The sequence below is a fragment of the Mesorhizobium sp. M8A.F.Ca.ET.181.01.1.1 genome (genome assembly GCF_004792025.1).
Taxonomy (GTDB): Bacteria; Pseudomonadota; Alphaproteobacteria; order Rhizobiales; family Rhizobiaceae; genus Mesorhizobium.
Genome location: NZ_SRTV01000002.1, coordinates 498,756 through 523,948 on the forward strand (window position 1 = coordinate 498,756; position 25,193 = coordinate 523,948).

Annotated in this window: 30 protein-coding genes; 22 read left to right on the forward strand and 8 right to left on the reverse strand. The window is 62.7% G+C overall.

The features are described from left to right. Positions 1 to 62 precede the first annotated feature (62 nt). A complete protein-coding gene (locus tag EN824_RS10765; protein WP_135864003.1) occupies positions 63 to 728 on the forward strand; it encodes a GntR family transcriptional regulator in 666 nt (221 codons plus the stop codon). Between the two features lie 101 nt (positions 729 to 829). Continuing rightward, positions 830 to 1,090, forward strand: a complete 261-nt coding sequence (locus EN824_RS10770; RefSeq protein ID WP_027146689.1) for a DUF982 domain-containing protein — start codon at positions 830 to 832, stop codon at positions 1,088 to 1,090. Positions 1,091 to 1,150: 60 nt separating this feature from the next. On the opposite strand, the gene EN824_RS10775 is transcribed toward EN824_RS10770, so the two are convergent. Then, entirely contained in the window at positions 1,151 to 1,303 is a 153-nt protein-coding gene (locus tag EN824_RS10775) for a hypothetical protein (protein WP_135864005.1), read from the reverse strand. A gap of 197 nt (positions 1,304 to 1,500) precedes the next feature. On the opposite strand from EN824_RS10775, the gene EN824_RS10780 reads away from it, so the two are divergent. Further along, positions 1,501 to 2,472: a glycosyl transferase family 90 gene (locus EN824_RS10780; RefSeq protein WP_135864007.1), complete on the forward strand. Its 972-nt coding sequence runs from the start codon at positions 1,501 to 1,503 to the stop codon at positions 2,470 to 2,472. Positions 2,473 to 2,609: 137 nt separating this feature from the next. After that, on the forward strand, positions 2,610 to 3,581 hold the full coding sequence (locus EN824_RS10785; protein WP_135864009.1) for a glycosyl transferase family 90: 972 nt from the start codon (positions 2,610 to 2,612) through the stop codon (positions 3,579 to 3,581). Positions 3,582 to 3,605: 24 nt separating this feature from the next. Here EN824_RS10785 and EN824_RS10790 read toward each other — a convergent pair whose 3' ends face one another. Then, positions 3,606 to 4,649, reverse strand: a complete 1,044-nt coding sequence (locus EN824_RS10790; protein WP_135864011.1) for an aldo/keto reductase — start codon at positions 4,647 to 4,649, stop codon at positions 3,606 to 3,608. A 282-nt stretch (positions 4,650 to 4,931) separates the two neighbouring features. Here EN824_RS10790 and ppk2 point away from each other — a divergent pair, with 282 nt between their 5' ends. Continuing rightward, on the forward strand, positions 4,932 to 5,852 hold the full coding sequence (gene ppk2 / locus EN824_RS10795; protein ID WP_127280737.1) for a polyphosphate kinase 2: 921 nt from the start codon (positions 4,932 to 4,934) through the stop codon (positions 5,850 to 5,852). A gap of 67 nt (positions 5,853 to 5,919) precedes the next feature. Here ppk2 and EN824_RS10800 read toward each other — a convergent pair whose 3' ends face one another. The 4 genes from EN824_RS10800 to EN824_RS10815 form a co-directional block, all read right to left on the reverse strand. Beyond that, a complete protein-coding gene (locus EN824_RS10800) occupies positions 5,920 to 6,567 on the reverse strand; it encodes a dihydrofolate reductase family protein (protein WP_135864013.1) in 648 nt (215 codons plus the stop codon). A 189-nt stretch (positions 6,568 to 6,756) separates the two neighbouring features. Further along, the gene (locus EN824_RS10805; RefSeq protein ID WP_135864016.1) at positions 6,757 to 7,299 is read right to left on the reverse strand and encodes a glyoxalase superfamily protein; all 543 of its coding nucleotides are present in this window, start codon (positions 7,297 to 7,299) and stop codon (positions 6,757 to 6,759) included. Between the two features lie 262 nt (positions 7,300 to 7,561). Further along, positions 7,562 to 8,593 carry a porphobilinogen synthase gene (gene hemB / locus EN824_RS10810; RefSeq protein ID WP_127280910.1) on the reverse strand — a complete coding sequence of 344 codons (1,032 nt, stop codon included), beginning with the start codon at positions 8,591 to 8,593 and terminating at the stop codon, positions 7,562 to 7,564. A gap of 113 nt (positions 8,594 to 8,706) precedes the next feature. Further along, entirely contained in the window at positions 8,707 to 9,522 is an 816-nt protein-coding gene (locus EN824_RS10815) for a DUF2066 domain-containing protein (RefSeq protein WP_135864018.1), read from the reverse strand. A gap of 78 nt (positions 9,523 to 9,600) precedes the next feature. On the opposite strand from EN824_RS10815, the gene EN824_RS10820 reads away from it, so the two are divergent. From EN824_RS10820 to EN824_RS10875, 12 genes are all read left to right on the forward strand, one after another. Further along, positions 9,601 to 10,179, forward strand: a complete 579-nt coding sequence (locus EN824_RS10820) for an isoprenylcysteine carboxylmethyltransferase family protein (RefSeq protein WP_210236358.1) — start codon at positions 9,601 to 9,603, stop codon at positions 10,177 to 10,179. Positions 10,180 to 10,298: 119 nt separating this feature from the next. Beyond that, positions 10,299 to 11,339, forward strand: coding sequence for an enoyl-CoA hydratase/isomerase family protein (locus EN824_RS10825; protein ID WP_127279280.1), 1,041 nt, complete (start codon positions 10,299 to 10,301; stop codon positions 11,337 to 11,339). Further along, on the forward strand, positions 11,336 to 11,758 hold the full coding sequence (locus tag EN824_RS10830) for a DUF6163 family protein (protein WP_127279281.1): 423 nt from the start codon (positions 11,336 to 11,338) through the stop codon (positions 11,756 to 11,758). Before EN824_RS10825 ends, EN824_RS10830 begins: the two co-directional genes overlap by 4 nt. Before the next feature lie 238 nt (positions 11,759 to 11,996). Then, positions 11,997 to 12,512, forward strand: coding sequence for a winged helix DNA-binding protein (locus EN824_RS10835; RefSeq protein ID WP_013896002.1), 516 nt, complete (start codon positions 11,997 to 11,999; stop codon positions 12,510 to 12,512). A gap of 348 nt (positions 12,513 to 12,860) precedes the next feature. Then, the gene (locus tag EN824_RS10840; RefSeq protein WP_127279282.1) at positions 12,861 to 14,114 is read left to right on the forward strand and encodes a L,D-transpeptidase family protein; all 1,254 of its coding nucleotides are present in this window, start codon (positions 12,861 to 12,863) and stop codon (positions 14,112 to 14,114) included. Positions 14,115 to 14,247: 133 nt separating this feature from the next. Further along, positions 14,248 to 15,888 carry a Na+/H+ antiporter gene (locus tag EN824_RS10845; protein ID WP_127279283.1) on the forward strand — a complete coding sequence of 547 codons (1,641 nt, stop codon included), beginning with the start codon at positions 14,248 to 14,250 and terminating at the stop codon, positions 15,886 to 15,888. Positions 15,889 to 16,067: 179 nt separating this feature from the next. After that, the gene (gene glyA, locus EN824_RS10850; RefSeq protein ID WP_127279284.1) at positions 16,068 to 17,381 is read left to right on the forward strand and encodes a serine hydroxymethyltransferase; all 1,314 of its coding nucleotides are present in this window, start codon (positions 16,068 to 16,070) and stop codon (positions 17,379 to 17,381) included. Positions 17,382 to 17,479: 98 nt separating this feature from the next. Further along, the gene (locus EN824_RS10855) at positions 17,480 to 18,058 is read left to right on the forward strand and encodes a hypothetical protein (RefSeq protein WP_127869634.1); all 579 of its coding nucleotides are present in this window, start codon (positions 17,480 to 17,482) and stop codon (positions 18,056 to 18,058) included. A 32-nt stretch (positions 18,059 to 18,090) separates the two neighbouring features. After that, on the forward strand, positions 18,091 to 18,420 hold the full coding sequence (locus tag EN824_RS10860; protein WP_127281281.1) for a GlpM family protein: 330 nt from the start codon (positions 18,091 to 18,093) through the stop codon (positions 18,418 to 18,420). A gap of 97 nt (positions 18,421 to 18,517) precedes the next feature. After that, complete coding sequence (nrdR, locus tag EN824_RS10865; protein WP_127281280.1) at positions 18,518 to 18,997, forward strand: transcriptional regulator NrdR; 480 nt, start codon at positions 18,518 to 18,520, stop codon at positions 18,995 to 18,997. Positions 18,998 to 18,999: 2 nt separating this feature from the next. Next, positions 19,000 to 20,136 (forward strand): bifunctional diaminohydroxyphosphoribosylaminopyrimidine deaminase/5-amino-6-(5-phosphoribosylamino)uracil reductase RibD, encoded by a 1,137-nt coding sequence (gene ribD / locus EN824_RS10870; protein WP_127869633.1) that lies wholly within the window; start codon positions 19,000 to 19,002, stop codon positions 20,134 to 20,136. A gap of 6 nt (positions 20,137 to 20,142) precedes the next feature. Next, positions 20,143 to 20,760: a riboflavin synthase gene (locus EN824_RS10875; protein WP_127869632.1), complete on the forward strand. Its 618-nt coding sequence runs from the start codon at positions 20,143 to 20,145 to the stop codon at positions 20,758 to 20,760. Between the two features lie 187 nt (positions 20,761 to 20,947). Here the strand turns inward: EN824_RS10875 and EN824_RS35185 are convergent, their stop codons facing one another. Then, positions 20,948 to 21,121, reverse strand: coding sequence for a hypothetical protein (locus EN824_RS35185; RefSeq protein WP_189343630.1), 174 nt, complete (start codon positions 21,119 to 21,121; stop codon positions 20,948 to 20,950). A gap of 66 nt (positions 21,122 to 21,187) precedes the next feature. Between EN824_RS35185 and EN824_RS10880 the strand changes: the two genes are divergently transcribed. From EN824_RS10880 to EN824_RS10900, 5 genes are all read left to right on the forward strand, one after another. Beyond that, positions 21,188 to 21,490, forward strand: coding sequence for a DUF1778 domain-containing protein (locus EN824_RS10880; RefSeq protein WP_127281067.1), 303 nt, complete (start codon positions 21,188 to 21,190; stop codon positions 21,488 to 21,490). 2 nt (positions 21,491 to 21,492) lie between these two features. Then, the gene (locus EN824_RS10885; RefSeq protein ID WP_127869631.1) at positions 21,493 to 22,005 is read left to right on the forward strand and encodes a GNAT family N-acetyltransferase; all 513 of its coding nucleotides are present in this window, start codon (positions 21,493 to 21,495) and stop codon (positions 22,003 to 22,005) included. Positions 22,006 to 22,258: 253 nt separating this feature from the next. After that, entirely contained in the window at positions 22,259 to 22,753 is a 495-nt protein-coding gene (gene ribH / locus EN824_RS10890; RefSeq protein WP_127281215.1) for a 6,7-dimethyl-8-ribityllumazine synthase, read from the forward strand. Next, complete coding sequence (gene nusB / locus EN824_RS10895; protein ID WP_127281214.1) at positions 22,750 to 23,250, forward strand: transcription antitermination factor NusB; 501 nt, start codon at positions 22,750 to 22,752, stop codon at positions 23,248 to 23,250. The genes ribH and nusB overlap by 4 nt, the downstream gene beginning before the upstream one ends. Continuing rightward, the gene (locus EN824_RS10900) at positions 23,247 to 24,485 is read left to right on the forward strand and encodes an MFS transporter (protein WP_135864032.1); all 1,239 of its coding nucleotides are present in this window, start codon (positions 23,247 to 23,249) and stop codon (positions 24,483 to 24,485) included. The genes nusB and EN824_RS10900 overlap by 4 nt, the downstream gene beginning before the upstream one ends. Here EN824_RS10900 and EN824_RS10905 read toward each other — a convergent pair. Further along, entirely contained in the window at positions 24,461 to 25,033 is a 573-nt protein-coding gene (locus tag EN824_RS10905) for an NADPH-dependent FMN reductase (protein WP_127279854.1), read from the reverse strand. The genes EN824_RS10900 and EN824_RS10905 overlap by 25 nt on opposite strands. Between the last annotated feature and the right edge of the window lie 160 nt (positions 25,034 to 25,193).

Consider the following 25,193-nt stretch of genomic DNA (forward strand, 5'->3'; position numbering starts at 1 on the left):
TCTGGTATCCGTCATGAACTTCAAGCCCGCCGCTGTCAATGCGGCTTCGGAAAGGACGCGCGATGTCGCAGATGCAGAATGTCGAACGGCAGCTTCGCGAGATGATCCTGGCTCTCGAGGTCGGGCCGGGAGAGCGGCTGACCGAACGCTGGATCGAAGGCCGTTTCGGCGCCTCGCGCACGCCGGTCAGGGCGGCACTTCTGCGGCTGGAGACCGAGGGCCTGGTCGGCAGGGACGGGCGCGGCTGGACGGTCTCGCCCATCAACCTGGCCGAGCTCGAGCAGATCGCGGTCTATCGCGAGGCGGTCGAGGTCGCCGCGCTGCGGCTGACGTGCGGGCAAGCCGACAAGAGCGCGATCGATGTCATCGAGGCGATGCTCGATTCCTGCGACGAAAATACCCCGCGCGAGGAATGGCATCGTGTCGGCATGGATTTTCACATCGAGCTGGCGCGGCTCTCCGGCAACGAATTCCTGTTCCGGGCGGTTCGTGACGCCATGACGCGGCTGTCGCGCGCCCGCTGGCTGGAAGTGCGTGACGAAACGGCCCTTGGCCGTGCCTGGCTCGAACATCGCGCCATCCTTGCCGCGACACGCCTTGGCCAGGCCGATGAAGCCACGCGGCTGCTGTCGGCCCACATCGTCGGCAGCCGTAACCGGTTGGTGACGTCGCTTGCCAACGACCGACGTGGCCTTCGCGCCAGGGGATTTGCCGTCGTCGCCGCCTAGTGCGGTCGATGCAGGGCAGCATTCGCCGGAAAACAGGCCGCATCTGACGCGAAGCGCACTTTCGGCCTCGCTTCAAGCAAGCCGATGGCGTAAGAGCGGCAATGGAAAACAATCGGTTTGAAACACCCGTGACCGTCAAGTCCGTCACGGCGGGAAGCACTCAGCTCTTGCGTTCGGCAAGGGAAGCTTCCGATTACCTGCTCAACAGCTGGCCCGGCAAGCGCAGCGCCAAGCATCGTGCGGCGCTGCAGGCCTGCCACGACGCACTCGCCGGCGACAAGCCGGCGATGAATGCCCGACGCGCTTTCATCGCCGCGGCGCGGGAGGTGGATGTTTTCATCAGTGACAAGGCGCCAGCCTGACATAGGCTGATACCGACAATTCGGATTGAGGCACGGCCCGCATTCGCGGGCCGCATGCCGTTACTCCTCGGTTTCGGTCTCGGTCTCGGTCTCGGTCTCGGGCTTCGAACGTTCGCGGGCGGCAACCTTGGCCGCCAGCTTTTCAGCCTTCTTGGCCGCTTTCTGGCGGTCACGCTCCTTGCGTTCCTGATCGTAGTTGGGTGCTCGCGCCATATCGGCTCCTTTTATCACTGCCTTGCGGCCCTGAACCTGCCTAGGAGCATTAGCCGTCAAACACAACAGCTGAAGCGACAATGCTGGATGCTTGCTGGAAGAGATGCGGGGGCTTGCCAGATGGGCGCCACAATGATGTAGGAAATGCGGGGCGCCAATGAATTGAGAGCTGCCTGTTTGTTTTGATCAAGTGACCGATGGCCACAATTTCGCGGACCGCCGCAAGAGTTTTCTATTATGCGAGAAACGTCGTGCGCGATGTCGCTCCGCAAACGCTGTTTCGCGCAAGGCTGGCCGGCCGGCTCGAAAGGGCGAGGCTTTCCGGTGAGGCGGCACGCCGCAGGCTGAATTACTACAACAAGCTGCAGGATTGTTTCGCGCCAAGCGCCAATGCCAAGCGCATCAGCAAGCTGCCGTTCACGCCGACCATGTACTATTACGACCTGAAGGAATTCGCCCGCTATTTCGATCCGGATTTGTTCATCGACCTCGAATTCGGCGACGTCAGGAACGTGCCTAGGGTGCCCGCTATCGTCAAGGATCGGCCAATCTGCGATGACGACCGGAACGCCGTCATCATGAAGCTCGACAAGTTTCGTCACTTCCAGATGCCGGCTGACGCTATTGCGTTCGCCGACAAGCTGCCGACCGTGGTCTGGCGCGGCGATCTCAACAACCCGATCAGGACAAGATTCCTCAAGGCAGTGCGCGACCTGCCGTTCTGCGATGCCGGCTCGCACAAGCCGAACGCGCCGGCCGAATACGCCAAGCCTTTTCTCAGCATCAGCCAGCACCAGCGCTACCGCTACATCGTCTCGCTCGAAGGCAATGATGTAGCGACCAACCTCAAATGGATCATGAACTCGAAGTCACTTTGCCTGATGCCACCGCCGACTTATGAGACATGGTTCGCGGAGCGGCAGCTCGAAGCCAATGTGCACTATGTGCCGCTCGAGGCGGATTTCTCGAACCTTGCGGACCATGTGGCCTATTTCGAGCGGAATCCGGCCAAGGCGGAGCGCATCATCGCCGCCGCGAATGCCTATTGCCGGACATTCGACGACGAGCGGACCGAACAGGCGATCTCTCTGCTGGTGCTCTACAAATACTTCGTGCTCTCGGGCCAGATCAAACCTGATGCCGAGGTGTGGCGCTACATAACGGGCTAGTTGCCGGGCACCTCGTCTCGGCCGGCTGCCACGTGTTCGGGCAGCGCTGGATTGCGTGGCCCAATCATGCGATCATGCCGAGGGAACCGTCCCGGCCGTCATTTGTTTAATCGCGTTTATCTCTGATCAAAAGAACGATGGCCACCATAAAACGAACGACCGCAAAGGTCTTTTACTACGCGCGAAACGTGATCCGCGATATCGCACCCCAGGCGATCTTCCGACGACGGTTGGCGGGCCGCCTGGAACAGGCCAGGCTCTCGGATGAGGCCGTGCGCCGACGGCTGAATCACTACAACAAGCTGCAGGACGCTTTTACGCCAAGCGCGGATGCCGTGCGTATCGACCAGCTGCCTTTTGAACCGAGCATGTACTATTACGACTTGAAGGAATTTGCCCGCTATTTCGATCCGTCACTGCTCATCGACCTGAAGTTCGGCGACGTAAAAGGCGTGCCCGAGCTGCCGACGCTCGTCAAGGACCGGCCGATCCGCGCCGACAACGGCAACGCCGTCGTCATGAAGTTCAATAAGTTCCGCCATTTTCACATGCCCACCGACGCCGTCGTCTTCACCGACAAACGCCCGGCTGTGGTCTGGCGCGGCGACCTCAACAATCCGATCCGGACACGGTTCCTGGATGTCGCGCGCGACTTGCCGTTCTGCGACGTCGGTTCGCACAAGCGCAATGCACCGGCTGCGTACAGCAAGCCCTTCCTCAGCATCAGCCAGCACCTGCGCTATCGCTACATCGTCTCGTTGGAGGGCAATGACGTGGCGACCAACCTCAAATGGATCATGAACTCCAACTCGCTCTGTCTGATGCCGCCGCCGACCTACGAGACATGGTTTGGCGAGAGCCAGCTCGAGGCTGGAGTCCACTATGCGCCGCTCGACCCGGACTTCTCCAATCTCCGTGAAAAGGTAGATTATTTCGAACGGCATCCGGCCGCGGCGGAGCGCATCATCGCCACGGCCAATGCCTACTGCCGCAAATTTTCCAATGAACGGGACGAGCAGGCGATCTCCCTGCTCGTCCTCTACAAATATTTCGTGCTCGGCGGCCAGATCGAACCCGATCCCGAACTCTGGCGGTTCATCGAGAGCTAGCCCTCGCTCTCGACCTGACGCTGATCAGATATCGCTGCGGTCGAGAACCAGATCGGCGGGGCCGAAGCGATCCTTCGCTGTCAGTTGCTGATGCCAGTAGGGGTAGAGCAGGGGCGGCCGGCTTACGGCGTCGAGACGCTGGCGTTCCTCGGTGCCTAGCACCAGGGCGGCGGCCGCGAGATTGTCCTTCAGCTGGACGTCATTGCGGGCGCCGATCACCAGCGAGGAGACGGCAGGGCGGCCGAGCAGCCAGGCGAGCGCCACCTGTGCCGCCGAAACACCACGATCCCTGCCGATCTCGACCAGCACATCGACGATCCGCCACAGCCGGTCCTCGTCGCGGATCGGCGGCTCGGACCAGCCGGCGAGCTGGCGGGCGGTCGGGCTGTCGCGGCGGTATTTACCCGACAGCAGGCCGCCGGCGAGCGGGCTCCAGACCAGCACGCCCAGCCCCTGGTCGACCGAGATCGGCAGCAGTTCGTACTCGGCCTCGCGCGCTTCCAGCGTATAGTGGATCTGCTGGGTGACGAAGCGTTGCTGGTGGCGGCTGTCGCTGATGGAAAGCGCCTTCATCACCTGCCAGCCCGAATAGTTGGAGCAGCCGATGTAGCGCACCTTGCCCTGGCTGACCAAAGTGTCGAGCGCGGCAACGGTTTCCTCGAGCGGGGTGAGGCCGTCCCACTGGTGGACGAAATAGATGTCGATGACATCGGTCTTCAATCGCTTCAGGCTTCTCTCGCATTCACGGATCAGATGATGGCGCGACAGGCCCTCGTCGTTCGGGCCCTTGCCGATCCGCATCCGGGCCTTGGACGCGATCAGCACGTCGTTCTTGCGCTTGCCGCCGAGCGCTTCGCCTATGATCTCTTCCGACAGGCCGTTCGAATAGACATTCGCGGTGTCGATGAGGTTGATGCCGGCGTCGATGCACATGTCGATCATCCGCTTTGCTTCGGCGAGATCGCTGTTGCCGACCGCGGCGAAAGGCCCGGCGCCGCCGAAGGTCATTGTGCCAAGCGTCAGTGTCGAAACCTTCAGGCCGGAACGGCCAAGGGTGCGGTATTCCATGTCAGATCCTCACGATTTTGTTGAAGAGGCGTGCCGCCAAGGGGCAGGCCTGGAACGCGACCGGGGATTTGTAGGACAATTCGGTCGGCTTGTCGCCATGCGATGACGCCGATCGATCATGCGTCGCGAAATTTGCACCGGCGGCAAATCGCGCCCGGGCTGCAATAAAACCGTCACCGCCGGCCTATATTGAAGTCGGCTCAGGTGTTTCCATTCCCGGCCGCTGGCAGCAATTTGGGGACGCCCCAGGGAACCGACAGGCTTGCAAGCGGAGCAGTTGATATGACCGAGCTAAGACAGAATTCCCCTGCCAAGGACTGGCTTGAAGCTGAACTCGCCGACACGCTCGACGAAGATTATGAACTCGAATTGTCGGAACCGGCGCTGTCGATGGAGATCGCCAAGATCTACAAGAACTCGCATCCGCCTTCGATCGATCGCATGCAGTATTTTCGCGACTTGATCACCCTGCAGTCCGAATTGATCAAGCTGCAATCCTGGGTCGCCTATCACAAGAAGAAACTGGTGGTGATTTTCGAGGGCCGCGATTCCGCCGGCAAGGGTGGCGTCATCAAGCGCATAACCCAGCGGCTCAATCCGCGTATCTGTCGCGTCGTGGCGCTTCCGGCGCCGACCGAACGCGAGAAGTCGCAATGGTATTTCCAGCGCTATGTCCCGCATTTGCCCGCAGGCGGCGAGATCGTGCTGTTCGACCGCTCCTGGTATAACCGCTCCGGCGTCGAGCGGGTGATGGGCTTCGCCAGCCCCGATCAGGTCGAGGAGTTTTTCCACGACGTGCCGGAGTTCGAGCGCATGCTGGTGCGCTCCGGCGTCACGGTGGTCAAATACTGGTTCTCGATCACCGATGAGGAACAGCAGATGCGCTTCCTGATGCGCATCCACGATCCGATGAAGCAGTGGAAACTGTCGCCGATGGACCTACAGTCGCGGGTGCGCTGGGAGCAGTACACCAAGGCCAAGGAAGAAACCTTCGCCCGCACCAACATTCCCGAAGCGCCCTGGTACATAGTCGAGGGCAACGACAAGAAGCGGGCACGCCTGAACTGCATCGACCATCTGCTCAAGCAGCTGCCATATGAAGAGGTGCCGCACGAGGAGATCACGCTGCCGGAGCGCGTTTTCAACCCGGAATACGAACGCCAGGTCCTGCCGCGCGAGCTTTACGTGCCGGAGAAATATTGAGTGACCCTTCCTTCTCCCCGTCACTATACGGGAGGTGCCGGCAGGCGGATGAGGGGCGGCGCCGAGCTTAAGCCCGATTGATAACCACGTGCGTGGCCAGCGCCGTCGCCACCTGCTCGGTGCACGCGTAGCCAAGCTTGGGCATGTCGAGGCCGGCAAAAAGGTTCTCGCCCCGGCCAAGCAGCACCGGCGAAATCGCCAGGTGCATCTCGTCGATCAGCCTCTCCTGGAGATATTGGCGGATCATATCGACGCCGCCGCCGACCCGCACGTCCTTGCCGCCAGCCGCCGATCTCGCCTGCTCGAGCGCCGAATGGATGCCGTCGGTGACGAAATGGAAATTCGTGCCCCCTTCCATGGTGATAGACGCCCGCTTGTGGTGCGTCAGCACGAAAACCGGCACATGGTAGGGCGGGTTGTCGCCCCACCAGCCCTTCCACTTGTCGTCAGGCCATTCTCCGCGGATCGGCCCGAACATGTTGCGGCCCAGGATCCAGGCGCCGACATTCTCGAAGCTGCGCGCCGCGAACGCCTCGTTGGTATCGGTGGTGCCGCCATCTTGTCCGAGCACCATCTTGCGGAAGGTGCGGGTGTCGACAAACCACTTGTGCAAGGATCCTCCGCCGATGCCGAGCGGATTTTGCAGATCCTGATCAGGACCGGCGCCATAGCCGTCGAGCGAGAGGGTAAACGCGTTGACACGAAGTTTTGACATGAAGACCTCCTCGATAACCAGTTGTAATTTGCAAGTGGTTTTCTTTTAGCAAACTGATTGCGAATTGCAAGCGGTATTTTCGGATCGAAAGTATGTATCCGGACCTTTGCCGCCTGGCGATGTCGGGACTGTTTTTAGCGATCGGCCCGGACGGCCAGTGACGGCCGCCCAGGCCGCCGCGATATCAGCTCATTCGCCCGTCAGTTCCATGAAGCGGATGTGGTTGCTGAACGGGTCGATGACCTCCACCGTCAGCCGGCCGTCTTCATGCTCCAGGCCGGGATTCATGTAGCGGTACTCCTTGCCGGCAAGCTCTTTGTGGAAGTCGCGGATGCCTGTCATATAAACGACCATGTTGCCGCCAGGCGTCGCGTCGCCCGCATGTTCGGACAGGTGCAGTGCAAGGTTGCCACGCGAGACTTGGGTATAGAGAGGGGAACTTTCCCCATAGCGGTGCTCCCAGTCCACGGTGAAGCCGAGGAAGCCTAGGTAGAATTCGTGCGCCTTGGCGACGTCGAAGATGCGAACGATCGGCGCGGTTCGCTCGAAGACGATCTTGTCTTGGCCGGCAGGCGGCGCTTCGATCTTCGCCGACAGAATATTCCAGCTCGCCAGTCCAAACTGGCGCGCGACGATCTCCAGGGCGTCACTGTGGCTGATCGTCAGGTCGCGGGCGGCAAGCGCCTCCCGCATGGCTTTCGCCATGGTCTTGGCATCGCGATAGGCAAGCATGTCCGTTTCCTCGGGTCACGGCGAAGCCTTCGTCAGTGCCCGCATTGCCGACGCCTTCGCCCGACGGTGAAACGGGTCAGGGAGCATCCTCTGGAGGCGTTCGCCATACCTCTTTGTCCGAGGTGCGGGCTGCCGGCCGCCTCCGGCCGTGCGACTATCATAGCTGCAGCTGCCGGTTTTTGTCAGCGGGAATTCGAAGGAACCGCCGACCGATCGAAAGAGTGGTGACACCTACTGAAAGGCATTGCCCGGGAAGTCGGGGCTAGCCCTTCAGCATCACAGCCACTTCGGGCGCGAAATAGGTCAGGATGCCATCGCAGCCGGCACGCTTGAAGGCGAGCAGCGATTCCAGCATCGCCTTCTCGCCATCGATCCAGCCATTTGCACCCGCCGCCTTGATCATCGAATATTCGCCCGACACCTGGTAGGCGAAGGTCGGCATCTGGAATTCGTCCTTCAGCCGGCGGATGATGTCGAGATAGGGCAGGCCGGGCTTGACCATCAGCATGTCGGCGCCCTCGGCGATGTCCTGTTCGGCCTCGCGCACCGCCTCGTCCGAATTCGCGTGGTCGATATAGTAGGTCTTCTTGTCGCCCTTGAGCAGGCCGGCGGTGCCGACCGCCTCGCGATAGGGGCCGTAGAAGGCCGAGGCGAATTTGGTGGCGTAGGACATGATCGCCACGTCCTGAAAACCGTTGGCGTCGAGCGCGTCGCGGATGGCGCCGATACGGCCGTCCATCATGTCCGAAGGCGCGATGATGTCGGCACCGGCCGCCGCCTGGATGACGGCAGCCGCCGCGACCTGTTCCACGGTTTCGTCATTGACGATGATGCCGTCGCGCAGGATGCCGTCATGGCCATGGCTGGTGAACGGGTCGAGCGCGGCATCGGTGATGATGCCGATCTCGGGCACCGCGTCCTTTATCGCGCGGGTGGCGCGGTTGATGATGTTTTCCGGGTCGAGGATGTGCGAGCCTGTCTGGTCGCGCAGGCCGAGATCGACATTTGGGAAAGTGGCTAGTGCCGGAATGCCGAGCTTGGCAGCGCGTTCGGCTTCCTTGACGGCAAGGTCGACCGAAAGGCGGAAAACGCCGGGCATGGCGGCGATCGGTTCGCGGACATTTCTGCCCTCGACGACGAAGATCGGCCAGATCAGGTCGTCGACCGAAAGCCGGTTCTCCTGCACGAGCCTGCGCGACCAGTCGGCCTTGCGCATGCGGCGCAGGCGGCGGCTGCCGGTGACGTCGTCGACGCTGCGCGCGCCGGCAGGTTTTGCTGGGGTGAATTTGTTCATGGCCAAAACTCCGGATCGGCGGCTTTTACCACGAGCCCCTGGTGCTGACCAATGCGACACGTTTGTGCCAGGGGTCAAAGCTGCCACAGCGCTGTCCCACCACGCCTATTGGGTCAGGGCTGCCCGTTACCCGAAAGGATCTGCGCCGCGCCTCCGATGGCGACACGGAACGCCTCGTCGAAGCTGACCCCTCGCACCTGCCAACGATAGGTCTTGCCGTGATCGGCCAGCCGCCAATCGGCGATCCAGCCGAATTCCTTGTCGCTCCATACGATGCTGCCGGCGAGCGCTCTGGCGCCACCGGCCTGTTTGGCCAGCCGATCGAGCCTTGCCATGTCGGCCGCGCGCAACGCTTCTTCGCTCAGGTCCCCAAGCTGCGCGGCCTTCGGAAAGACGACATGCATCAGTGTTGGACCGGTGGCATTGACGAAGGATTCGCGCATCGTCTCGCCACGCTTTTCCTCGGCCGTCAGTGCGAAATGCCGAGCGCCCTGTTCGGTCGTGAGAAAGACGGTGAGCGTCGGCCGCTCGCCAAGCCAGGGTTTGCTGCCGAGCGACGCCAGCACCTTGTCGATCACATCAGGCTTGTAGAGGCAGGTGAGGTCATGCGGCCGGTCATGCGTGCCTTGCTCGTCATGGATCGGAATGCCTTCCAGCCGGTCGCGGTACCGGAACGAGTCGACAAAGCTGCCGGCCTTGTCGCGCAGCGCGTCCATTTCGCGTCTGGCAAGCAGCCGCTGATCGCCCGAAACACGGACGAGGACCTTGTCGAGGCAAGTCCTGAAGCCGAGCTGACGGTTTTCTTCACCCTGGCCGGTGACGATGGTCTGCGATTGGTAAAGATCGTCGACCGTCGCGGCGACGGCGTCGCGAGACATGACGCAGATAACCATCAGGCCGATCGTTGCGAGACGGGAAAGTCCGGCCATGTCTTGCCGTCCGGTTGAAGGTGGCCATCTTCTAGCACTGGGCGCCAGCTTCGGCCAAGACGGAACGCGTTGCACCGAATGGCGCGGCCGGCATTGCGAGGAGCAGCCATGACCGTCGTGTGGTTCATCTATGCCGCCTGGATACTGCTCATTGTCTACCTGACTGTCCAAGCGATCGGAGTGAAACGGGATACGGAGCCGCATTTGCTGCAGAGCTTCGGCCTGATGTTGGCCATGATCGCGGCTTTCCTGCTTCCGAGTCTGCCATTCTTCGCCTTCGTCAACTTCGCGCCCGTGAACGGGATGGTCAGCAGCGTCGGCATGCTGATGACGGTTGCCGGCATGCTTTTCCTGGTCTGGGCGCGGCAAAGCCTCGGGCGTAACTGGAGCCAGACCGTTTCAGCCAAGCAGGGACATGAGCTGGTGACGTCAGGCCCGTACCGCTACGTGCGCCATCCCATGTATACGGGCGGCCTGCTCGCGGGCATCGGCTCCGCGGTCGCGCTCGGTGGCCCGTTCGTCTTTCTGCTCATTCTGCTGGGGGCGATCTTTGTGTGGCGGGTCGGCGCCGAGGACCGGCTTATGGCGCGGCAATTTCCCGATGAGTTCCCCACCTATGTCGAGCGGACCAAGGCGCTGATCCCGTTCGTATGGTAGCGCGCTTGCCGCAATTCGACCTGACTGACCTGCCTCTCTTCGCGCCCGGCAATTGACGTTCCCCTGGTCGCCGCTTAGCACTTCAGTCCCGCAGGCGCGGGGACAAGGATTCTCTGGCGATGGATTTTGGTGGAGGCGACGAAATTCGCTTCGAAAGGATGGGCAGGGCCGGCGTCGTCACGCTGACGCGGCCGCAGGCACTCAATGCCGTCACCCATCCCATGGTCAAGGCGCTGGACAAGGCCCTGCGTTCCTGGGAGCGCGACGACGGCGTGGACGTCGTCGCCGTCAAGGCCGAGGGCAGGGCGTTTTCGGCTGGAGGCGACATCCTGCACATCTACGAAGCCGGCCGGGCCGGAAAGCCGCCGGTCGAGTTCTTCGCCGACGAGTATCGGCTCAACGCCTATATCGCGCGTTTCAAGAAACCCTATGTCGCCCTCATCGACGGCATCGTCATGGGCGGCGGAGTCGGCATTTCCTTTCACGGCTCGCATCGGGTGATGACCGAAAATGCGCAGTTCGCGATGCCTGAGGTCGGCATCGGCTTTTTCCCCGACGTCGGCGCCAGTCATCTGCTGCCCGATCTCGGCGGTTCCTTCGGCATGTACCTGGCGCTGACAGGCAACCGCATCCGCTATGGCGATGCCCTGTGGTCGGGGCTGGCCACCCACACCATCAAGACCGAAGACCAGGCAAGCTTCCTCGACCGGCTGGCGCTGACGGGCGATCCGGAATCGGTGCTGCGCGGTTTTTTTGTTCCGGCCAAGCGGGAGACGGAGAGGCCGATCCTGGAGGCGATCGCCCGTCATTTCGCCCAGCCGTCGCTGCCGGATCTCATCGACAGCCTGGATCGCGCCGGCAAGGACGAGTTCGCGGCCAAAACCCTGGCGACGATCCGCATGCGCTCGCCGACCAGCCTTCGCGTCGCCTGGCGGCAGATCAGCGCCGGGCAGACATTGTCGATGGACGATTGCATGAGGATGGAGTTCCGCATCCTGAACCGCATGCTGGCCGGCCACGATTTCTACGAAGGCATCCGTGCCGCCATCATCGACAAGGGCTCGAAGCCGCAATGGCGGCCGGCAAAGATCGATGCGGTCGCCGAGGCGGACGTCGAGGCCTATTTCGCTCCGCTCGGCGATCGGGAGCTTGGGCTGTGAGCGAGGCGACATCGAGACGCGTCGTCCTGCAGCCCTCGGCGGTCGAGGTGATCTTCGCCTGGTTCCAGCGCGTCATTGCAGGCTACTGCCTGATGTTCGGCGTCCTGTACTGGATCAAGCTGATCGGATTCTATCCGGGCTCGCTGTGGCGCTTCGACCTTATGCCGGTGCATTGGCAGGTGGCGGCGGTGATGCTCGCCGTGTTCTTTCCCTTCGCCGCGGCCGGCTTGTGGATGCTGGCGTCCTGGGGGCCGGTGATCTGGTTCATATGCGCGGTCACCGAGACGGTCATGTATGCCGGCTTTCCCGAGCTTTTCGGCCATCGTCTCCTGATCCTCGTCTCGCATGCCTGCGTGGCGCTGCTCTACATCGTCTTTCGCGTCGTCATCTACCTGCAGAAACGGCCGGCACGGCACTAAGCCATTGTGCGCGTTGGCGACTTGGCGATCGCCTCTATCCGGCCCCGCGGTCATTGCCTAAATCTTTAGGTTAATCATCCTTGCTCGGGTGACCGTTCGTTAAGCCTCTTCCGAAACCTCTTACCGGTAAGCTCTTGTTAGCCCTAGCGTTTAAGTCGAATTTTATGAGTATTCGATAGTGTCGCGATCAAGGTGAAAAACAAAAAATCACCAGGGCGACAAACGAGAGGCAAAGACAATGATCAATTCGCGTCCGGCGGCGAAGACCGCCAACGTTTCCGACGATCGCCGCGAGGCTATCCGTTCCCTGTACATGGAATCGCTGCAGCTGGTCGAGCGTCTGCACCGCCGTCTGCTTGATGTCATCAAGGACGAATTCGACCGCAACGGCCGTTCCGACATCAACGCCATCCAGGCGCTGCTGCTCTTCAACATCGGCAATTCCGAGCTGACCGCCGGCGAGCTGCGTTCGCGTGGCTACTATCTCGGCTCGAACGTCTCCTACAATCTGAAGAAGCTGGTCGATCTCGGCTTCATCAACCACCAGCGCTCGCGCATCGACCGCCGTTCGGTCCGCGTTTCGCTGACGCCGAAGGGCAATGAAGTGGCTGATGTGGTCGCCGGTCTCTATGAGCGTCATGTCGGCTCGATCGAACAGGTCGGCGGTATCAACACCGACGAGTTCAAGCAGATGAACCGCGCCCTGCAGCGCCTCGACCGCTTTTGGAACGACACGATTGCCTATCGGATGTAAGACCACCCAGGAAACCGAGCCGCGCCGCAGAAGCGCGGCCGAAACAGCGACCTCCAGTCAGGGCCGGTGCCGAAAAGCACCGGTCTTTTCTTTCTTGCGTCCGGCCAAAGCAAATTACGGGCCAAGGCCACGTTGCCGCCATATTCCAATGGAACCGAGAGTGGCAGTGATGCTGTGGTGAAGACCATGCGTCCACCCGCAACCGTGTCGCGCCTATGCCTTTGTCGCCGATGTGATACGGACCATGGTTGGCTAATTGTTAAGATTGCCGATTTTAGAGTGCGGGCGAGATCGCGCGATGATCGACGCAGCAAGTGATCGAACGCTACAAGAATGTCTGGAACGTCCATGAGAACCAGCCGCCGTTTTTTCCTTTCCGGAGCCTCCGCGCTCGCAGCCGCCATGGTGGCCGGCCGTGCGAATGCGCAGGATGTGATCGGGGATATCCTGAAATCCTCGGCCCGCGGCAACTGGGATGATCAGTTCGATGCGCGCGCCAGCGAAGGCGGCAAGGTGGCCTCGACGCTGCCAATCTTCAGCCCGCAGACCGTCGCCTTCACCGAGCAGGCGGTCGCGCAGTATCAGAACATCGTCTCGCAGGGCGGCTGGACGGACGTACCCGCGACCAAGAAGCTTCAGCTCGGCGTCGACGATCCGGACGTGGTGCCGCTTCGCAAGCGCCTGATGGTTGCTGGCGACCTGTCGCAGAGTGCCGGCATTTCGACGGCCTTCGATTCCTATGTCGATTCGGCGGTCAAGCGCTTCCAGTTGCGCCATGGCCTGCCGGCTGACGGCTCGATGGGCAAATACACCTACGCCGCGATGAACGTGTCGGCGCAGATCCGGCTTGGCCAGCTGCAGACCAATCTGCAGCGCCTGAAGGAGAAGGCCGGTACGCTGGGCAGCCGCTACGTGCTGGTCGACATTCCGGCCGCGCAGATCGAAGCGGTCGAGAACGACCGCGTCGTGCTTCGCCACACCGCGATCGTCGGCAAGATCGATCGCCAGACGCCGATCGTCAATTCCAAGATCAACGAGATCATCGTCAATCCGTACTGGAACGCACCGGTCTCGATCGTGCGCAAGGACATCATTCCGCTGATGCGGAAGAATCCCGATTATCTCAAGAACAGCCACATCCGCCTGTTCGCGCCCGATGGCAGTGAAGTCGATCCGATGAATGTCGACTGGTCGACGGACGATGCCGAAAAGTACCGTTTCCGCCAGGATCCCGGTTCGGAAAACGCCATGGCCTCGGTCAAGATCAATTTCCCGAGCCCCGACGGAGTCTACATGCATGACACGCCGCAGCAGAGCCTGTTCGGCAAGATGATGCGCTTCGATTCCTCGGGCTGCGTGCGCGTCCAGAACGTGCGCGATCTCGTCACCTGGATCCTGCGCGACACGCCCGGCTGGGATCGCCAGCATTTCGAGGCGGCTATCAAGACTGGTCAGAACACACCGATCCAGGTCACCAACCCGGTGCCGGTGCATTTCCTCTATCTCTCGGCATGGTCGACGGGACCTGGCGTCGTCCAGTTCCGCGACGACGTCTATGCGCTCGATGGCGCCAGCGAGCTGCAGATCACGTCTTCTCTCTAACTGGCTGATACTTTTGAAAAAAAGCCGCTCTCAGAGCGGCTTTTTTGTTGCGGACGCCGTCAGATCGAGCCTTCGACCGGCTGGACGAAGTTCCAGCCATTGGCCATGGTCGGCAAACAGCCGGAATCGTGCCATGGACGTCGCTCTCTTCATTCTCGTCGTGCTCGTCTTCGTGGCACTGTCCGGCGCGCTCGTCCGGCTGGTTCGGGTGCCGCTGCCGGTGCTGCAGATCGCCATCGGCGCGGCCCTTGCCTGGCCGGCCAGAGGCCTGCATGTCGAGATCGATCCCGAACTTTTCCTGCTGGTGTTCATCCCGCCGCTTCTGTTCGGTGACGCCTTCGCGGCGCCCAAACGTGAGCTCATCGGTTTGCGCGGACCGATCCTCGACCTCGCCATCGGGCTCGTCTTCTTCACCATTGTCGGCTTCGGCTATGCTTTGCACTGGCTGGTGCCGAGCATTCCGCTCGTCGTCGCTTTCGCGCTCGCCGCCGTGCTGTCGCCGACCGACGCCGTGGCGGTGTCCTCGATCGTTGACAGGAATGTGGTTCCGTCCCGACTGATGCATATATTGGAGGGCGAGTCGCTGCTCAACGACGCGTCGGGCCTGGTCATGTTCCGCTTTGCGGTGGCTGCGGCATTGACCGGCAGCTTCTCCCTCGCGGGAGCCTCGCTCAGCTTCCTCTATGCCGTCGCCGCCGGCATCCTGGCCGGCCTCGCGGCCCTGTTCATCGCCGCCAAGACGCTGCAACTGCTCAACCGCATCGGCGGCGTGCCGGCCGAGGCGCAGGTTCTCGTCATGATCCTGCTGCCTTTCGTTGCCTATCTCGGCGCCGAGCATGTCGGAGCTTCGGGCATCCTGGCGGCGGTGACCGCCGGCCTGCTGACCGGGGTCTCCGGCATGTACCGCCACCTCGGCGTGTCGGCGCGCATGCAGACCCTGTCGCTCTGGGCGACGCTCACTTTCGTCTTCAATGGCGCTCTGTTCATTCTGCTCGGCCTGCAGCTTCCCGACATCATCCGCAAGGTTCCGCCGGAATTGTCCAGCCGGCATTGGCTGATCGAGCCGGTGGCGACGGTGCTGATCCTGACGCTCTGCCTGATCGGGCTGCGCTTCCTGTGGATCTGGGTCGGCGACATCGCCCAGGCGATCGCGGCGCGCCTCGGCAAGCGCGAGGCCTCGCCGTTCGGATTTCGCGTCCGGCTCGCCGGCTCGGTAGCCGGCGTGCGCGGCGCCATCACATTGGCGGGCATCCTGTCATTGCCGCTGGCTTTGCAGGATGGCTCGCCCTTTCCGGCACGCGATGTGGTGATCTTCCTTGCCGCCGGCGTCATCATCTGCTCGCTCGTCATTGCCAGCTTTGCCTTGCCCAGGATCGCGCGGGGGCTGGTCGAGCCGGGCGAGGATCCGGCCGCCGCGGAGGAGCGCCGCGCGCGCGTCGGCGCCGCCAATGCGGCGATCGCCAGGATCGAGAGCATCGCCAACGAGCAAGGCGAGGGCGAGGCGGTCGAGGCCCGGCTCGCCGTCGCCGACAGCATCGTGGCAGGTTACCGTAGACGCATCGCGGCTTCCGACGAGGCCGCCGAGGCCCGCGCCGAGGCCCGCGAGGCCGGCAGGCTGGAGCTGGAACTCAGGGCGGCGGGCATCGAAGCCGAACGCTCCGCGCTGCGCGACATGTTCCGGAGCCAAGAGATCAATGATCACACGATGCGCGCGCTATTTTCCGAAATCACCTTGACCGAGGCCTTGCTGAAGCAGCGGCGGGACAGGAAATAGCGGTCCGCCCGATCGTTTGCCGCAAACCGGCCAGCAAATTTCGCGCCGCAAACGTGGCGAGGCTAAAACAACTGTGTTAATGGCCCGGCGAACGCAATGCATGTCGCCCGGAACCGTCCAGTGGTTTGGGACGACGGCATGCACGAATTTACCCTTCCAACCCCAGGGGAACTCAGGCCATGGCAACAGCAGCGGCGGCGTCGAACAGATTCGAATCCTTCTTCGAAACCACTTTGGAAGATGCCGATCCGGAGATCTTCGGCGCCATCCGCAACGAACTCGGTCGCCAGCGCCACGAGATCGAACTGATCGCCTCGGAAAACATCGTCTCGCGCGCCGTGCTCGAGGCGCAGGGCTCGATCATGACCAACAAATATGCCGAGGGCTATCCTGGCAAGCGCTACTATGGCGGCTGCCAGTTCGTCGACGTGGCTGAGGAACTGGCCATTGAGCGCGCCAAAAAGCTGTTTGGCTGCAATTTCGCCAACGTCCAGCCGAATTCCGGCAGCCAGATGAACCAGGCGGTGTTCCTGGCGCTGCTGCAGCCCGGCGACACCTTCATGGGCCTCGACCTCAATTCCGGTGGCCATCTCACTCACGGCTCGCCGGTCAACATGAGCGGCAAGTGGTTCAAGGTCGTCTCCTATGGCGTGCGCAAGGACGACCACCTGCTCGACATGGACGCGATCGAAAAGACCGCGCACGAGACCAAGCCGAAGCTGATCCTGGCCGGCGGCACCGCCTATTCGCGTGTCTGGGATTGGAAGCGTTTTCGCGAGATCGCGGACGCCGTCGGCGCCTATCTCATGGTCGACATGGCGCACATAGCGGGCCTCGTCGCTGGCGGCGTGCATCCCTCGCCCTTGCCGCACGCCCATGTGGTGACGACCACCACGCACAAATCGTTGCGTGGTCCGCGTGGCGGCATGATCCTGTGCAATGACGAGGATATCGCCAAGAAGATGAACTCGGCGGTGTTCCCCGGGCTGCAGGGCGGCCCGCTGATGCATGTCATCGCCGCCAAGGCAGTGGCCTTCGGCGAAGCGTTGAAGCCGAGCTTCAAGGTCTATGCCGAAAGCGTCGCCGCCAACGCCAAGGCGCTGGCTTCCAGCCTCAAGGAAACGGGTCTCGACATCGTCTCCGGCGGCACCGACAACCACCTGATGCTGGTTGACCTCAGGCCCAAGAACGCCACCGGCAAGCGCGCCGAGGCGGCCCTTGGCCGCGCTAACATCACCTGCAACAAGAACGGCATCCCCTTCGACCCGGAAAAGCCCTTCGTCACTTCGGGCGTGCGGCTGGGTACGCCGGCCGGCACCACGCGCGGCTTCGGCCAGGCCGAATTCCGTGAGATCGGCAAGCTGATCGCCGAGGTGCTGGATGGGCTCAAGGTCGCCAATTCCGACGAAGGCAATGCGGCGGTCGAAGCGGCGGTCAAGGCCAAGGTCGTGGCATTGACCGATCGGTTCCCGCTCTATCCCTATCTCGGTTGACCATCCTTATCTCGGTTGACCGGGCGCGAAGCGTCATCTTTTATCCACCGGCGGTGCGTCACCCCTGATCGGGTGGCGCATGGAACTGGAGATTGATGATGCGCGATTTTTGTCTTGCCTCACTCGGCGCCTTCGGCTGGCTGGCTGCTTGCGGGCCTGCCTTGGCGCAGACGCAGCCCGCTCCGGACATGCCCGCCACCAGCACTTTCGGCCGTTGGACGACTATGGTCGATACGCTCGACACCGGCCAGGACGCGCACAAGACCTGCGCGGCCTCCACGGCATTCTTCGATGCGAGCGGCAATTCGGCCACGCTGACACTGTCGATCTCGACCGGCGATGCGCTGCCGCCCGATGCTTATCCGGCGATCTTGATCACCATCGACAACAAGACCCTGCCAACCGGCAAGAAGATCGCGGCGACTTTCGGCGATCCCGGTGTCAAGGTTTCGGCCACGGTCTACTCCAACGATGGCGTCATCGGCCGCCCCAGCTGGACGGTCGACAATCAGGCTAAGACCAGTCTCGCGCTGCTGCGTGCCATGCGCCAGGCCACCTCGCTCGACGTGACCTTCGGCAAGCAGGCTGTCGCCAGCATTCCGATGGACGGCTTCACCAAGGCCTACCGCAATCTCGGAACGTCCTGCGGCTTCCCAACCAAGGATGTGGCGCCGTGAGGCGGACGACCGGATCGGCATAGGCGCTGCTCATGGATATCGTCTGGAAAGGCGTGGTCGGCGGACTGGTGACGGCCCTGATCGTCTGGGCGTCCAAGCGGGGCAATGTCCTGCCCGGCATCCTGCCGCTGGCGCCGACCTTTGCCGTCATCGCGTTGCTCGCCGTCGGCGCCAAGGGTGATCCGGGCGGGTTCCGCGATGCCTGCCTTGCCGGAATGAAGACGATTCCGGCCTATCTCGCCTTCCTCGGCGCCTGCTGGCTGTTCATCGACAAGGTCGACTATCGCCTGGCTGTTGCCGGCGGCATTGCCGTCTGGCTGCTTGCCGCGCTGGCAATCTTCCTCGCGCCTCGCTATCTCTGAGGCGCGGCAGGCGATCGAAGAAACAGAACTGCTTCAATCCGCACCGGAAAGGCTCTAAGCCTTTCACCTCACCAGATTCGCGAACCCAAGGCTCTCCATGCGCTGTCCCTATTGCCAGTCCGAAGATACGCAGGTGAAGGATTCGCGTCCCGCCGAGGACGGCGCGGCGATCCGCCGGCGGCGTGTCTGCCCCGATTGCGGCGGCCGTTTCACCACGTTCGAGCGCGTGCAGTTGCGCGATCTCGTGGTGGTCAAGAAATCGGGGCGAAAAGTGCCGTTCGACCGCGACAAGCTGTTGCGCTCCGTCGAGATCGCGGTGCGCAAGCGCAACGTCGACCCCGAACGCATCGATCGCGCCGTGACCGGCATCGTGCGCCAGCTCGAAAGCTCGGGCGAGACGGAAGTGGCCTCGGGTGAGGTCGGCCGGCTGGTCATGGATGCACTGAAGTCGCTCGACGATGTCGCCTATGTGCGCTTCGCCTCGGTCTACCGCAATTTCCGTGAGGCCAAGGATTTCCACGAACTGCTCGGCGAGTTGAAGGGGGACGAGGACAAGAGCGAAGAGGACGCCGGCTGAGCATGGCAGCACCGCAACGCAGCGAGGCCGAACAAGCGGCCCTTGACCGCCGTTTCATGGCCGCGGCCTTGCGGCTGTCGCGCAAGCACGCCGGCCGCACCTCGACCAATCCATCCGTCGGCACGATCATCGTGCGTGACGACGGCTCAGGCCCGATGATCGTCGGTACCGGCGTGACCGCGATTGGTGGCCGGCCGCACGCCGAGACCGAGGCGCTGGCGGAGGCCGGCGAACTCGCGCGCGGCGCCACCGCCTATGTCACGCTGGAGCCTTGCGCCCATCACGGCCGCACGCCGCCTTGCGCCAATGCGCTGGTCAACGCCGGCGTTGCGCGCGTCGTGGGAGCTGCGAGCGATCCCGATCCGCGGGTCTCCGGCCAGGGCTATGCCATTCTGCGCGCCGCCGGCGTCGAAGTGGTTGAAAAGGTCCTGGCCGGCGAAGCGGCCGAACAAATGGCGGGCTATTTGATTCGCTCTCTGAAAAAACGCCCGGAAGTGATTCTGAAGATTGCGCTTTCCAGCGACGGCAAGATCGGCAGGGAAGGCGCCGGCCAAGTCGCGATAACAGGCGACATGGCGCGCCGCGAAGTCTACCTGATGCGCGCCGAGGCGGACGCCATTCTGGTCGGCATCGGCACGGCGCTGGAAGATGATCCGGCGCTGACAGTGCGTTTGCCCGGGCTGGAGAACCGTTCACCGGCGCGCATCGTCCTCGACCGCCAGATCAGGCTGCCGGAGGGCTCGAAGCTGGTGTCGGGCGTCGATCGCGTACCGCTTTACGTTGCGGCTTGCCTGGAGGCCGATCCGCAGCGCCGGGCGGCGCTCGAGCGCGCCGGCGTGCGCTTCATCGGCACGGAGACGCACGACGGCGGCGTGGCATTGCCGGAACTGCTCGAGGATCTGGCGGCGCTCGGCATGGCAAGCGTGCTGGTCGAGGGCGGCGCCAAGGTGGCGAGCGCTTTCCTGGCCGACGGGCTGGTCGACCGCATCGTGCTGTTCCAGGGACCGGAAGCGATCGGCGGTGACGGCATTGCGTCGCCCATCGACGCCGACCATATCCCGGCAGGTTTTCGCAAGCTGCGCGAGATGCGGTTCGGCGAAGACGGCTACGCCGAATGGATCAGGGATTTTCAGGGATAGAGATCGATGTTTACCGGGATTGTCACCGATATCGGCACCGTGGCCGCCGTCAAGCCGCTGCGGGAAGGGGTGGGACTGCGCATCGACTCCGCCTATGATCCCAAGACCATCGCCATTGGCGCCTCGATTTCCTGCGGTGGCGTCTGCCTGACGGTCACTGCCTTGCCCGACAGCGGGTCGAACGCGCGCTGGTTCGAGGTCGAGGCCTGGGAGGAGGCGCTCAGGCTGACGACGGCGGCGGGTTGGAAATCGGGCACCAGGATCAATCTGGAGCGGGCGCTGAAGATCGGCGACGAGCTCGGCGGCCACATCGTTTCCGGCCATGTCGACGGTACCGCCGAGATCGTCGAGCGCAAGGATGAGGGCGACGCGGTGCGCTTCACGCTGGAAGCGCCGCGCGATCTGGCGAAATTCATCGCGCCGAAAGGCTCCGTTGCGCTCGACGGCACCTCGCTCACCGTCAACAGGGTCGAGGGAACCCGTTTCGACGTGCTGTTGATCCACCACTCGCTGACCGTCACCACCTGGGGCGAGCGCAAGGCCGGCGACCGCGTCAATCTCGAGATCGACACCATGGCGCGGTACGCGGCGCGCCTGGCGGAGGCCGCGAAAGAGGGGCTTTGAGCGGCAAATCTACGACGAGCTTGGGATCTCGTCAGTTCGAAGACTTACAAGGACCTGCTGTATGGTGATGTGCATCAGCGGATCCGGGCTTTCCTCAGCATATCGCGGCACGACGACTTGTATTTCGCGCAAGATGTCTGCCTGAAATACGCACGGCACGACGATCCAGACGTGCGAAACATTTCCATCACTGGGTTGGGTCATGTCGCGCATCCATGGCGCTATCGACATAGGTTCCGTCCGGGAACTGGTAAGCGATCTTCGGCACGCCGGGCGCGACCACGGTTCCATCGAAGATATGTTTAGCGACATCATGATCTTGGTCGCGCAGCAGGGACGGCGAGCGGCCCTGATGTTCCACGCCTGCGCGTGAGATAAATCTTGAAATTTACGGCCATTGGCCGTACATTGTCGCCAGGAGACGAAGATGACTTCACCCGCTTTGAATACACCTCGCAGCCGCGTCCGTAGCGAGCGTTTGGAAGCGCGCCTCACGGCCGATCAGAAAAATCTTATCGAGCACGCAGCCGCACTTCAGGGCCGGACGGTGACGGATTTTGTGCTGACCAGCATCCAGGAAGCAGCCCGCCGAGCGATCGAGGAGCATCAGCGCCTCGATCTTTCCGTCCGCGATAGTCGCGCCTTCGTGGATGCTTTGATCAATCCGCAACCCGTGAATGATCGTCTGCGTGAGACGGTGCGCCACTATCGTCAAGCCACCGGTACCTAAAGGTGAGCAGTTCGGCCGAGGGGGCTCTTCGGGTCGAAGTGCTTGATCTGCAGCACGACAGGACATCTTTCGAGAGCGGCATAGAGGCGCTCGATCGGTATTTCAGGGTGCAGGCCGGGCAGGATGCGCGCAAGAACGTCGCGGCACCCTTTGTTCTTGTTTTGCCGGACGGGTCCGTGGCCGGGTATTACACGCTGTCCGCAACCGCCGTAGCCATCGGCGAATGGCCTGCCCAAACCGTTCGCAAGCTTCCCCGCTATCCGCTCATTCCGGCCACGTTGCTAGGACGCCTCGCTGTCGACAGGCGGCATCGGGGGCAGGGCTACGGCCGATATCTCCTGGCTGACGCTCTGTCCCGTTGCGTCAGGAGCGAGATTGCTTCGTTCGCGATTGTGGTCGATGCCAAGGACGAAAATGCACGCGGTTTTTATCAACGCGAGAGTTTTCTGCCATTCCCGGATCAGCCGATGAAGTTCTTCCGGCCAATGACCGACATCGCAGAGCTGTTCAAATGAGGAAGTGACTGTGATGGAAAGCGGGAACTCCAAAGAGCAAGAGCGGCTCACGCGGGAAGCATTGGCCGATGTGAATGCCGGCCGTGTGGTGGATCACGAAGCCGTTCGTGCCTGGGCTGAAAGCCTTGGCACGGACTGCCCGGTCTCGACACCTTGCCCAAAGAGGCGATAGGCCTGACCCACCTCCCAGCAATCTTCCGCTTGCGATCAATCCGGCTTCGGCCTAAGTCACCGGCAACCCCCGGAGACTTCTATGGCTGGCATATCCCAACACGGCAAAGCCTTCATTCGCCCGAAGGCGAAAGCGCATTTGCTCATCATCGAGGCGCGCTTTCACGACGACCTTGCCGACGCGCTGCTCGACGGCGCGACGAATGCGCTCGAGGAAGCGGGCGCGACTTATGACGTCGTCACTGTTCCTGGTTCGCTCGAAATTCCCGCAGTGATCACCTTCGCGCTCGACGGCAGGGCCGAAGGCGGGACGGGCTATGACGGTTTTGTCGCGCTCGGCACCATTATCCGCGGCGATACCTATCATTTCGATATCGTCGCCAATGAATCCAGCCGTGCGCTCATGGACCTGTCCGTGCAGGACTCGGTCTGCATCGGCAACGGCATCCTGACCACCGAGAACGATGCGCAGGCGTGGACGCGGGCCAAGCGCTCGGAAGGCGACAAGGGTGGCTTTGCCGCGCGTGCGGCGCTGACCATGATCGCGCTGAAGGAACAATTGGGAGCGCGATCGTGAGCGAACCCGCTTCGCCAGGACAGCCCGCGGTGCGCCACGCCAACAAGCGCGGTGCTGCCCGTCTGGCCGCCGTGCAGGCGCTCTACCAGATGGATGTCGCCGGCAGTGGCGTGTTCGAGATCACCGCCGAGTACGAGGCGTTCCGCCTCGGCAAGGAAGTCGACGGTGCGCTCTACCGCGAGGCCGACGCGCAGTGGTTTCGCGCCATCCTGACCGGCGTCGTCGAGAACCAGAAGACCATTGATCCGATCATCCGCCAGGCGCTGACCGACGACTGGCCGCTGTCGCGCCTCGATTCCACGCTGCGTGCCATTCTGCGTGCGGGCGTCTATGAACTGATGAAGCGCGATGACGTGCCGGTCGCGGTCATCGTCACCGAATATGTCGATATCGCCAAGGCCTTCTACGAGGAAGACGAGCCGAAGCTGGTCAATGCCGTGCTCGACCGTGTGTCACGCCGCGTGCGTGGCGAGGGTCGCGGCAAGGACGCTTCGTGACCGCCATCGCCGTCGAGGCGGGCAAAGAGGCGCGGCGCACCGCGCTGATCCTCGCCGCCTCGCAAGCGATCATCGGCTCGGCGGCCCCCATCGCCATCTCCATGGGCGCATTGGCCGGGCAATATCTGCTCGGCGCCGACAAATCCCTGGCGACGGCGCCCATCACCGGCTTCAACCTCGGCGTGGCGCTCGGTGCCTTGCCGGCTGCGGCCATCATCCGTTGGCTGGGGCAGCGCGGCGGCTTCATGACCGGAACCGTCGTCACAGCGCTCGGCGGGCTGGTCGCCACCCTGGCATTGTTCCATGGCAGCTTCTGGCTGTTCGCGTTCGCGCTGCTCGTCATCGGCGTCGGCGGCGCCTTCGTCCAGCAATTCCGTTTTGCCGCGGCCGACAACGCGCCGCCGGCGTTCAAGGCGCGCGCCATCTCCTTCGTGCTCGCCGGTGGCATCATCACCGCCATTCTCGGGCCGCAGATCGTCATCTTCACCCGCGAATTGTTCGCGCCTGTCATGTTTGCCGGCTCTTTCGCCTCGATCCTGCCGCTGGCGGCGGTCGGCGCCATCATCCTGTCGTTCCTGCGCTTGCCGGCAAAGACCGCGAGCAAGGTGGACGTTGCCGACGGCGATGCCAGACCCCTTTCCGAAATCGTCACAAAGCCGCGTTTCGTCGCGGCGCTCTTCTGCGCGGTCGGCAGCTACGCGCTGATGAGTTTCGTCATGACCGGCGCGCCGCTCGCCATGGTTGGCTGTGGCCTGTCCGAGGACGATGCGACGCTGGGCATCTCCTGGCACGTCATGGCGATGTTCGGGCCCAGCTTCTTCACCGGCTCGCTGATCCATCGCTTCGGCGCCGAGCGCATTGTCGCCATCGGCCTGCTGTTGCTGATCGGCTGTGCCGTCGTTGCCTTGTCGGGCCTGGCGCTGTGGCAATTCTGGACAGCGCTGATCCTGCTCGGCCTCGGCTGGAATTTCGCCTTCATCGGCGCCACCGCCATGGTGGCGGCCAGCTACCACCCTTCCGAAAAGGGCAAGGTGCAGGGCTTCCACGACTTTGTCCTGTTCGGCTCAGTCGCCTGCGCGTCGCTGATGTCGGGTATGGTCTACAACGCCTGGGGCTGGACGATGCTCAACTGGATGATCTTTCCGGTCGCCGCGCTTTGCTTCGTGGCACTCGGCGCGCTGAAGATGAAGAGCTTACGGCCGGCTGACAGCTATGCGTCCGGCGGCAAAACCTGAAGCACCCGCGCAATGAACATGTGGAACTCAGCCATATAGTTGCGCAGGAAGTCCTCGGTGGATTCAACCGTCACCTCGCCCTCATCCGTGATCAGCCCAGGCGTGAACTGGATATAGGCTTCGGGCGCATTCATCTGCGGCGAGTTGCAGAAACTCAAAACGCTGCGCAGGCTTTGTTGCGCGACAGCGGTCGCGATGGCACCCGGCGATGTTCCGATGACGGCGGACGGTTTGCGCGCGAATGAATTCTTGCCGTAGGGGCGACTGGCCCAGTCGATTGCGTTCTTCAGTCCGCCAGGGATCGAGCGGTTGTACTCCGGGGTGACGAACAGCACGGCCTGGACCGAGGCGATCGCCTTTTTGAAAGCCTGGGCGGCGGGTGGGAAATTGGCGTCGTAGTCGTAACTGTAGAGCGGCAGATCCTTGAAGCCGATTTCCGTCATTTCGAGCTCGGGAGGGGCAAGTTGAACGAGAGCCTTCGCGAGCTTGCGGTTGATGGATTCCCGGGCAAGGCTGCCGATGAGATAACCGACCTTGTGTATGGCCATGACACGCTCTCCGTGTTTGCCCCCGCACCCCCGCGGCATTATCCACCGGATGGCGGCCGACCGCCAGCCCGCTGTCGCCGCCGGGCCGACATCGGCGCGTCCGGAACAAAAATATTGCGCCGATCCCCCTTCTTATGAAACCGTGTGCCCCGACTGGCCG

Excerpts from the sequence above, each read along its gene's own strand:
- EN824_RS10765 (WP_135864003.1), top strand. The coding sequence starts at position 63 with ATGTCGCAGATGCAGAATGTCGAACGGCAGCTTCGCGAGATGATCCTG.
- EN824_RS10770 (WP_027146689.1), top strand. The coding sequence starts at position 830 with ATGGAAAACAATCGGTTTGAAACACCCGTGACCGTCAAGTCCGTCACG.
- EN824_RS10775 (WP_135864005.1), bottom strand. The coding sequence starts at position 1,303 with ATGGCGCGAGCACCCAACTACGATCAGGAACGCAAGGAGCGTGACCGC.
- EN824_RS10780 (WP_135864007.1), top strand. The coding sequence starts at position 1,501 with ATGGCCACAATTTCGCGGACCGCCGCAAGAGTTTTCTATTATGCGAGA.
- EN824_RS10785 (WP_135864009.1), top strand. The coding sequence starts at position 2,610 with ATGGCCACCATAAAACGAACGACCGCAAAGGTCTTTTACTACGCGCGA.
- EN824_RS10790 (WP_135864011.1), bottom strand. The coding sequence starts at position 4,649 with ATGGAATACCGCACCCTTGGCCGTTCCGGCCTGAAGGTTTCGACACTG.
- ppk2 (WP_127280737.1), top strand. The coding sequence starts at position 4,932 with ATGACCGAGCTAAGACAGAATTCCCCTGCCAAGGACTGGCTTGAAGCT.
- EN824_RS10800 (WP_135864013.1), bottom strand. The coding sequence starts at position 6,567 with ATGTCAAAACTTCGTGTCAACGCGTTTACCCTCTCGCTCGACGGCTAT.
- EN824_RS10805 (WP_135864016.1), bottom strand. The coding sequence starts at position 7,299 with ATGCTTGCCTATCGCGATGCCAAGACCATGGCGAAAGCCATGCGGGAG.
- hemB (WP_127280910.1), bottom strand. The coding sequence starts at position 8,593 with ATGAACAAATTCACCCCAGCAAAACCTGCCGGCGCGCGCAGCGTCGAC.
- EN824_RS10815 (WP_135864018.1), bottom strand. The coding sequence starts at position 9,522 with ATGGCCGGACTTTCCCGTCTCGCAACGATCGGCCTGATGGTTATCTGC.
- EN824_RS10820 (WP_210236358.1), top strand. The coding sequence starts at position 9,601 with ATGGCGCGGCCGGCATTGCGAGGAGCAGCCATGACCGTCGTGTGGTTC.
- EN824_RS10825 (WP_127279280.1), top strand. The coding sequence starts at position 10,299 with ATGGATTTTGGTGGAGGCGACGAAATTCGCTTCGAAAGGATGGGCAGG.
- EN824_RS10835 (WP_013896002.1), top strand. The coding sequence starts at position 11,997 with ATGATCAATTCGCGTCCGGCGGCGAAGACCGCCAACGTTTCCGACGAT.
- EN824_RS10840 (WP_127279282.1), top strand. The coding sequence starts at position 12,861 with ATGAGAACCAGCCGCCGTTTTTTCCTTTCCGGAGCCTCCGCGCTCGCA.
- EN824_RS10845 (WP_127279283.1), top strand. The coding sequence starts at position 14,248 with ATGGACGTCGCTCTCTTCATTCTCGTCGTGCTCGTCTTCGTGGCACTG.
- glyA (WP_127279284.1), top strand. The coding sequence starts at position 16,068 with ATGGCAACAGCAGCGGCGGCGTCGAACAGATTCGAATCCTTCTTCGAA.
- EN824_RS10855 (WP_127869634.1), top strand. The coding sequence starts at position 17,480 with ATGCGCGATTTTTGTCTTGCCTCACTCGGCGCCTTCGGCTGGCTGGCT.
- EN824_RS10860 (WP_127281281.1), top strand. The coding sequence starts at position 18,091 with ATGGATATCGTCTGGAAAGGCGTGGTCGGCGGACTGGTGACGGCCCTG.
- nrdR (WP_127281280.1), top strand. The coding sequence starts at position 18,518 with ATGCGCTGTCCCTATTGCCAGTCCGAAGATACGCAGGTGAAGGATTCG.
- ribD (WP_127869633.1), top strand. The coding sequence starts at position 19,000 with ATGGCAGCACCGCAACGCAGCGAGGCCGAACAAGCGGCCCTTGACCGC.
- EN824_RS10875 (WP_127869632.1), top strand. The coding sequence starts at position 20,143 with ATGTTTACCGGGATTGTCACCGATATCGGCACCGTGGCCGCCGTCAAG.
- EN824_RS10880 (WP_127281067.1), top strand. The coding sequence starts at position 21,188 with ATGACTTCACCCGCTTTGAATACACCTCGCAGCCGCGTCCGTAGCGAG.
- ribH (WP_127281215.1), top strand. The coding sequence starts at position 22,259 with ATGGCTGGCATATCCCAACACGGCAAAGCCTTCATTCGCCCGAAGGCG.
- EN824_RS10905 (WP_127279854.1), bottom strand. The coding sequence starts at position 25,033 with ATGGCCATACACAAGGTCGGTTATCTCATCGGCAGCCTTGCCCGGGAA.